Below are 8,832 nucleotides of genomic sequence, written 5' to 3' on the forward strand. Positions count from 1 at the left end.
GATGAAAACTTTGGCTTTAGCCGTTATGCCGAGCGATTGGGCAGAAGCGCCAATTCGTTTGACGAAATGTACGGATATCTTCAAAACGAGTTGACATATATTGATACTATTTCGTTGCAGATTTTGGAAGAAAAACTGAAAAAAGTCCAACCCAAATTAGTATTGATTTCAGTTCCGTTTCCGGGGAATTTATACAGCGCTTTTCGTTGCGCGCAATTCATTAAAAAACTTTTCCCAGACATAAAAACATCTATGGGCGGCGGTTTCCCTAATACCGAACTCCGAGACTTAAAAGACAAACGTGTTTTTGAATTCTTTGATTTCATTACGCTTGACGATGGTGAACTTCCTGTTGAATTATTGCATTCGGCAGTTTGTAATAATGAATCTGAATTCAAACGAACTTTTTTGCTTGAAAAAAACGAAGTCGTTTATAAAAACAACACAACAAAACCCGATTATAAACAAAGTGATGTCGGTACGCCCGATTATTCCGATTTGCTTTTAGAAGATTATATTTCGGTTATTGAAATCGCGAATCCGATGCACAGTCTTTGGAGCGATGGACGGTGGAATAAACTCACAATGGCGCATGGTTGTTACTGGGGAAAGTGTACATTCTGTGATATTTCTTTAGATTATATAAAACTCTACGAACCAATTGCCGCAAAAACTTTGGTCGACAGAATGGAGGAAATCATTGCCCAAACGGGAGAAACTGGTTTCCATTTTGTGGATGAAGCGGCACCGCCGGCATTGATGCGCGAAGTTGCCTTAGAAATACTTCGTCGTAAACTAACGGTTTCGTGGTGGACGAATATTCGTTTCGAAAAAAGCTTTACTGCCGATTTGTGTATGCTATTCAAAGCTTCGGGTTGCATTGCCGTTTCGGGCGGATTGGAAGTAGCTTCAGACAGGTTATTGGAATTAATTCAAAAAGGAGTAACGGTAGAGCAGGTGGCACAAGTCACGCGCAATTTCACCGAAGCCGGAATTATGGTTCATGCTTATCTGATGTATGGCTATCCAACACAAACCATTCAGGAAACAGTTGACAGTTTGGAAATGGTACGTCAAATGTTTGAATTGGGAATTCTGCAGTCGGGTTTTTGGCATCAGTTTGCGATGACAGCGCACAGTCCGGTTGGGATGTTCCCGGAAGAATTTGGTGTAATCCCCGAGATGAACGACATTACTTTTGCTAACAATGATATTCAGTTCAAAGATAAAACAGGGATTGATCATGATAAATTCAGCTTTGGACTAAAGAAATCGCTGTTCAATTTTATGCACGGAATCTGTTTTGATTATGAGCTTCAGGATTGGTTTGATTTCAAAATTCCGAATACTACAATTCCATCCGATTATATTATTTCAAGTCTTGAGCAAGAAGATAGTTTTACCACAAAACCCTCTGCAAAAATCATTTGGATAGGAGGAAAGCCACAAACAGAAATTTTTACCAAATTTAAAAAAGGGAATTCATGGGAAATGATGAAATTAACTTTTCACGATAAAAGAGAAACAGTTGAAATTTCATTGGAAAAAGACAAAGCTGATTGGTTTTTAAAATCGCTCGAATTGCTTTCTGTTTCGAATGAAAAAGCGGCTACTTTTGCCCAACTCAAAACCAATTTTGAAAACCAGTTTGAAGATTTTGAATTGTTCTGGTATTCAAAATCAATGAATAACCTGAGAGAATTTGGTTTGTTAGTGATATAAATTCTTAATAACTTGTTTATTTTTTTTGTCTAAGGGACAATTAGTTCTGTTTTTTTTAGCATATTTTTAGCGGCTGAACAAAACTCATTTGGCAGAGATAAATAATTATGAAGGTTAAAAAAACGTTTCCCAAAATACTCTGGTTAATATTTTCTTCGAGTATCTTTTTCATACTACTCTATTTTGCGTTGTTTTATTATACAAAAAAGGCAGAAAAACAAGTTTATAGAACCACTATCGAACAGTTTGACAACGAGGTTAACAAGCTGCTTGAAGTTAATTCGAAACCTATTTTTGTTGCGATTAAGAACGACACCAACTGGGATGAATTTATAAAATTTATAACAGAACAGAATGTCAATTGGTATAACGAAACCATTGGTACTGAACTGGAAATTTATGAAGCTGATTATTTAGGTGTTTATGACGCTAACATGAATTTCATCATTAGAACGCCAACAGCTAAGATAAAAACCATTGACTTTATTCCGAAAAAGGAGATGGAATTGCTGAAAAAAGTCGGGATAAATAAATTCTACTTAAAAATTCCAGAAGGAATAGTGGAGGTAACCGGAGCAGCGATTCATCCATCTAATGACCCATCAAAAATGAAGTCTAAAACTTATGGGTACTTCTTTGTTGTCCGTTTAATGGATTCGAAATACATTAAGAATCTTGAGAAACTGACAAGTTCCTCAATACTATTTTCGGACAAGGATATTGATTTGCCAATACCAGCCCATAAAATATCTTCAGAGTATACTTTAAGAGATTCTAACAATCAATTTGTTGGCAAGCTTTTGTTTAAAAGAAATTTCGAAGTGTATTTTGAAAATGCTATCAGAATATTGTACATCATTATCGTCGCGTTTATTATTAACCTTATAGTTAATTTAATCTATACACGAAAACTGGTTTATTATCCTTTGGATTTGGTTAGAAGAGCATTAGAATCGGGAAATAGAAGAGCCATCAAAGAATTGAAGAACACCAGCGGTGAGTTCAGCTATATTGGAAACTTATTCGAGGAAAACAGCAATCAGAAAATTGAGCTGATAAAAGCAAAGATAAAGGCAGAAGAAGGCGACCGGTTGAAATCTTCGTTTCTGGCCAATTTATCGCATGAAATTAGAACCCCGATGAATGCTATTAATGGCTTTACCGAATTGCTTCTTAACACCAGTATTAGCGAAACTGAAAAGCTGGAATATCTTAATGTCATAGAAAAGAGCGGAAAAAACCTGGTTGGGATCATTGATGATTTGATTGAAATGTCAAAAATTGAATCGAATCAGCTTACGCCGAATTTGACTGTAGTCAATTTAGAATCCTGCATGAATGAGCTTTATGAAACCGTTAAAATTACGATTAAGAATAAAGACATTGATTTTAGATTAATCCAGCCGAAAACTCCAGCGAAGTTCAATATTATAACCGATGATATCAAGCTCAAACAGGTTATCATCAATTTGCTGACCAATGCGCTCAAATTTACAGAACGTGGTTCGGTTACTTTTGGGTTTGAAATAGATGAAGAAAAAGAGTTAATCAATTTCACTGTAAAAGACACAGGATTGGGGATTGATGAAGATAATCATAAAAATATCTTTGACAGATTCAAGCGTGTTGACAGCGATATTTCGATAAAAGTTGGTGGCTTAGGTTTAGGTTTAGCTATTTCAAAAGCTTATATCGATTTACTTGGCGGGACGATTACTTTAGAATCAAAAGTTGGTGAAGGTTCTACATTTTATTTTTCAATTCCGCTGCAATATTCAAAAGTGGAGCATATTAGTGTAAAACAGATCAATAATGTTGAAATTCAAAAATCTGAAGAAGAAACCATATTGATTGCGGAAGATGATAACATCAATTTCTTATTGTTCCAAAAGATGATGCAGAACAAGAATTACAAAATTATAAGAGCTATCAATGGTCAGGAAGCGGTTGATATTTGCCTTAATAATCCAAATATTGATTTGGTACTTATGGATATTAAAATGCCAATTATGACCGGTTTTGAAGCGATGGAACAAATCAGGCCGATACGACCAAATCTTCCTATAATTGCACAAACAGCCTATTCGTCATCGGAAGATAAAATGATAATTGAAAAGGCAGGATTTAATGGCTATCTGACAAAACCATTGAGTAGGGAAAACCTGTTTGAAATGATTAATAAATATTTAGACAAAGAGAATTATAATGAAATTTAAGCAGCTACTTTTTTGCTTTATCTTTATTTCAGCCTCAATGTTTTCGCAGGAAAGCGAATCAAAAACAGATACGCTGAGCGTTGAAAAAGAGAAAAAACTATCATTGACCTTAGATGTTGTCAGTCGATATTTATGGCGTGGACAATGTTGGGGTGGAGACTATATTGCAGTTCAGCCTACAATAGAATATGCGGTTACACCAAAATTAACATTAGGCTTTTGGGGAACGACAAATTTCCAAAACGATTATTTTTATTCAGATGGAACACCGGGTAAAGGGTATCAGGAAATCAATTTTTATGCGACTTATAAGCTCAATGATTTTTTGCAGTTTCAGGTTTGGGATTATTATTGGCCATCAGTAGAAAAAGTGGAAGGTGTGGATAATAATTTCTTTAATTATGGAGAAGATGGTGTAAAAACGGTTGATGCTATGTTGTATTTTGATTTTTCAGAAGGATACAAATATCCTTTTAATGCTACAATAAGTACGCTTGTTGCCGGAAATGATTTCCGTTATGACAACAATGATGAAAATCCAAAGCAAAACTTTACAACCTATGTTGAATTGGGTTATACTTTTACTCTTTTTGAAAAATCATCAATGAAATCCTTGCAGGGAATAGAATTGGATCCTGTAATTGGTGCGGTTTTGAATAATAAAGCAGGGTATTACAGCTATGCTGATTATGACAAAGTTTCGTTTTGTAATATGGGAATCAAAGCTACCAAAGAAATAGATTTAGGGAAGGGAATCACGATGCCATTGTCATTGAACTATGTTCACAATGATGCAACACAAAACACGGAAACCTTTGGTAAAAATTTTATTGTCGCAGGAATCAGCTTCAGTTATTAATAAAAAACTCCAAATGAAAATTTGAAGTTTTTTATTTTAAGCTGGTTCACCATAAAGGTCGAACTCGGTAGCGTCTATAATTTTGATATTGACAAATTCTCCCGTTTTCACATAGAATTTTGAAGCATCAATTAGGACTTCGTTATCTACATCCGGACTGTCAAATTCGGTTCTTCCGATGAAATATTGTCCTTCTTTTCTATCGATAATACATTTGAATGTCTGTCCCACTTTTTCCTGATTCAAATCCCAGGAAATCTGCGATTGTAAATCCATGATTTCGGCAGCACGTGCTTGTTTTACTTCTTCGGGAACATTGTCTTCCAGTAAATAAGCATGTGTGTTTTCTTCATGAGAATAGGTAAAACAACCTAAACGTTCGAATTTCATTTCTTGAACCCAGTCACGCATTGTCTCAAAATCTTCCTGCGTTTCTCCCGGATAACCAACAATCAAAGTTGTTCTGATGGTCATTCCCGGAACAGCAGCACGGAACTCTTTTAATAATTTGGTCGTTTTTTCTTTTGTTGTTCCGCGGCGCATTGATTTCAGGATATTATCTGAAATATGTTGTAACGGAATATCAATGTAATTACAGATTTTTGGTTCGCGTTTCATCAAATCCAAAACATCCATTGGGAAACCTGTTGGGAAAGCATAATGCAAACGAATCCACTCGATGCCTTCAACTTTTACTAAGTTTTCTAACAACTCAGCAAGGTTTCTTTTTTTGTATAAATCCAAACCGTAATACGTCAAATCCTGGGCGATAAGAATTAATTCTTTTACGCCATTTTTAGCCAATCCTTCTGCTTCTTTTACCAATTTCTCAATAGATTGCGAAACGTGTTTTCCACGCATAATTGGAATAGCACAAAAACTACATGGTCGGTCACAACCTTCAGCAATTTTTAGATAAGCATAATTTTTTGGAGTCGTAGTTAAACGTTCTCCTAATAATTCATGTTTATAATCGGCGCCAAGTGCTTTTAACAAAAGTGGTAAATCGGTTGTGCCGAAATATTGATCCACATTTGGAATTTCTTTTTCTAAGTCGGGGCGATATCTTTCAGATAAACATCCGGTAACAAAAACCTTGTCTACAATGCCATTTTCTTTTTTATCAACGTATTCGAGAATAGTATTAATCGATTCCTCTTTGGCATTATTGATAAAGCCGCAAGTATTGATTACTACAATATTACCTTCCTGTTCGTGCACTACATCTTTTCCGCTGGCTTTCAATTGTCCCATTAAAACCTCACTATCGTAAGTGTTTTTGGAACATCCAAGTGTGATAACGTTGATTCTATTTTTCTTTAATGACTTAGTTCTCATAGACTTAAAATTGGAGTGCAAAATTACGCTTTTTATTTCGATTAAAATTGTTAAAATAAAAAACCACCTCGAAAGAAGTGGTTTTATTATTATGTGATAACTAAAAATTAAAAATCTACCGAGTAACTTACGGTTATATTATTATTGTATCGGCTAACTCTGGCAGGATCAACCAACCCTGAAGACAGGAATGTGTAATTAAAGTTTCTATGGTCGTAGGAGTAGGCAACATCTATTCTGCTATCGCCAAAAGTATATCCTAATCCGCCAGAATATCCGGTCAAATCACCAAAAGTCTGATCTACTTTATAAGGGCTTTGGTCAAAACGATATCCTCCTCTGAAACTAACTTGTTTGTATTTATATTCACCACCAACACGAACCTCAATAGCATTGTCAAGTGCAGAACTCAAGTAAGAATTTAATCCAGTATAATCATCTTTTGGTCTGAAAGAAGTGTTGCTATAATCTTTTGTGGATACATCGGCACTTAGCAATCCTTTTTTTCCAAAAACATAGGCGATACTTCCTGTCCATTTGCCTGGAGTTTGTATAGTATAAGGCAAATAAGCCATAGTAATTCCAGGATTATATACAATTGGATTTATTGGGCCACAATCTGGACAATTTGCGAAAACAGCTTGTCTTTGCTCGTCTTCAAGCCTGTACCAGGTTGGTGATTCATAAGCTACTCCAAGACGTAAACTTTTTGTTGCTTTGACAATGGCTCCAAGATTAAAAGAAAATCCATTACCAAAGGTATGTGTTTCAGTATCGAATTGTACTGATTGTAAACCTGTTGTAGAATCAACGGTATCATAAGCTTCATAAACTGAGGTTGTTTTTATAATATCCGTATAATGATAGTTTAGGTTAATACCCAAAATCAATATGTCTTTATAAGCTGTGGCAAAGTTTGCTGTAAATTTCCCATCATATCCGGTTGTTATAGTATAATTATCCTGAAAATAATTTCCTCCAGAAGGAACATTGGAAACATAGGTTGAATTGGCATCATCATCTGAAACAGGGTTAAATATATAAGCATTATACCCAAGAAGAGCTTGTTGATCAATAAAATTTAAGTCTTCGAAATAAGCATTTCGAAGTGTCTCTAATGTTATTCCGCCTTCCTGAGGTAATCCATTAGCAAACCTTAAAAAATACTTATCAATAGAATTATAAGGATTGATTCCCGATGAATAAATGCTATTGTTGAAATTGTTATTATTTTCATAGTTAAATGCAAGGGTAAATTTTTTCCAATCGTTTTTAGGATTATTGTCAACAAATACAAAAGCGACCCCAGCTTGATTTAAATCTAAAGAACTGTCATTGTCTTTTGATGTGGTACCATAATATCGTGAAATGTTTTTGGAGTTGTAGTTTGCTGCTGTAAATGTGGCATAATTGTTATTAAAAAAAATGGAACCGGCAGGATTTTGATTGATAGAAGACAGGTCGCCGCCCACGGCTCCAAAAGCGCCACTCATTCCTCTAAATCTGGCAGAACCAGTTAAATTTTCAACGGCAAAGCGAAGAGCATCTTCAGGAGTTGTTTCTTGAGCCTTTAATCCTGAAAAAGTCAATCCGGCAATGATGATAGTAATGTATTTTCTCATAATAAATTTAATTTTTAGTCAAAAAAATATCTATGCAATTTGTTCAATAACATAGATATTTTTCTTTTTTAGTTTTTTTTATCTTCTTCCTCCACCAGATGAAGATCTTCCACCACTACTGCTTCCGCCTCCATAGCTTCCGCCACCATACGAAGATGATGAAGAAGAAGATCGTGTGTTTGAACTTGGAGTGTATGAACGTACTGAAGTTGATTCAGTAGTATTACTTCTTGTTGGTTGAGATGAAGTGTTAGTTCTTGTTGGATTATAATTATTACTTCTAGGTTCGGTTGAAGAAGTTCTTGTGTTGTTATAATGAGTAGTTCTAGTTCCAGATGTTGTATAAGAGCTATTTCTATTATTAAAATTTGTGCTTCTCGTCCCATTTCTCACACCAGATCTGTTTCCATTTCCAGAATATGCATAAGCAGTACCTCTTCGGTTTCCATTGTAATAATAGTTATTGTGATAATGATTTCCGAACCAATTATTGTAGTAACCTCCATAATATCCATAATAACTTGGACCATACCAATTACTCCAACCTATGCTCCAACTTGGACCGTACCAACTATTCCATCCCCAACTAGGGCCATACCAATTATTATAACCCCAATAATTTCCGTACCAGTAATTATTCCAATAACCATAACCCCAATTGCTGTCATAAACATTTACGGTTACGCTTTGAGGATTATTTCCCCAACTTGAATTATTTTCTGTTCTATTGATTGTATCATTATTTACAGTGCTGTAATTGTCAACATCAGTGAATGACTGAGAGTCTTTATTTAAATCACTAAAATATTCTTGGTATTTATCTTTTTGAGAATTGTCCTTGTTTGCGACTTCTCTTTTGTTTTGAGAGTTTCCATCACCATCATAGTAAGAACTATTTTGATAAGAGCCACATGAGGAAACTGCAACTGCGATTAATCCAAATAGTGTATAAATGGATAATCTTTTAACTGAATAAGAATAAGTTTTCATATCTATAGCATTTTTAATTGTTGGACTATACAAAAATAGTTAGTTTTGCCGAACTATTTAGTTAAAATTAGTTAAACAATTTTTA

General features: G+C 34.8%; 6 protein-coding genes. 3 read left to right on the forward strand and 3 right to left on the reverse strand.

Annotated elements, in window-relative coordinates:
* From ABIQ27_RS08095 to ABIQ27_RS08105, 3 genes are all read left to right on the forward strand, one after another.
* A partial coding sequence (locus ABIQ27_RS08095; protein WP_348033372.1) for a B12-binding domain-containing radical SAM protein occupies positions 1-1,722 on the forward strand: 1,722 nt, incomplete at its 5' end.
* Positions 1,723-1,829: 107 nt separating this feature from the next.
* Complete coding sequence (locus tag ABIQ27_RS08100; protein WP_348033373.1) at positions 1,830-3,938, forward strand: ATP-binding protein; 2,109 nt, start codon at positions 1,830-1,832, stop codon at positions 3,936-3,938.
* Positions 3,928-4,797: a TorF family putative porin gene (locus tag ABIQ27_RS08105; protein WP_348033374.1), complete on the forward strand. Its 870-nt coding sequence runs from the start codon at positions 3,928-3,930 to the stop codon at positions 4,795-4,797. The genes ABIQ27_RS08100 and ABIQ27_RS08105 overlap by 11 nt, the downstream gene beginning before the upstream one ends.
* 36 nt (positions 4,798-4,833) lie before the next feature.
* On the opposite strand, the gene rimO is transcribed toward ABIQ27_RS08105, so the two are convergent.
* The 3 genes from rimO to ABIQ27_RS08120 all read right to left on the reverse strand — a co-directional run bounded on the left by rimO (position 4,834) and on the right by ABIQ27_RS08120 (position 8,747).
* Complete coding sequence (gene rimO / locus ABIQ27_RS08110; RefSeq protein ID WP_348033375.1) at positions 4,834-6,135, reverse strand: 30S ribosomal protein S12 methylthiotransferase RimO; 1,302 nt, start codon at positions 6,133-6,135, stop codon at positions 4,834-4,836.
* A 107-nt stretch (positions 6,136-6,242) separates the two neighbouring features.
* On the reverse strand, positions 6,243-7,757 hold the full coding sequence (locus tag ABIQ27_RS08115) for an outer membrane protein transport protein (RefSeq protein ID WP_348033376.1): 1,515 nt from the start codon (positions 7,755-7,757) through the stop codon (positions 6,243-6,245).
* Positions 7,758-7,835: 78 nt separating this feature from the next.
* Positions 7,836-8,747 carry a hypothetical protein gene (locus tag ABIQ27_RS08120; protein ID WP_348033377.1) on the reverse strand — a complete coding sequence of 304 codons (912 nt, stop codon included), beginning with the start codon at positions 8,745-8,747 and terminating at the stop codon, positions 7,836-7,838.
* Positions 8,748-8,832 lie beyond the last annotated feature (85 nt).

The organism is Flavobacterium sp. (genome assembly GCF_039916025.1).
Taxonomy (GTDB): domain Bacteria; phylum Bacteroidota; class Bacteroidia; order Flavobacteriales; family Flavobacteriaceae; genus Flavobacterium.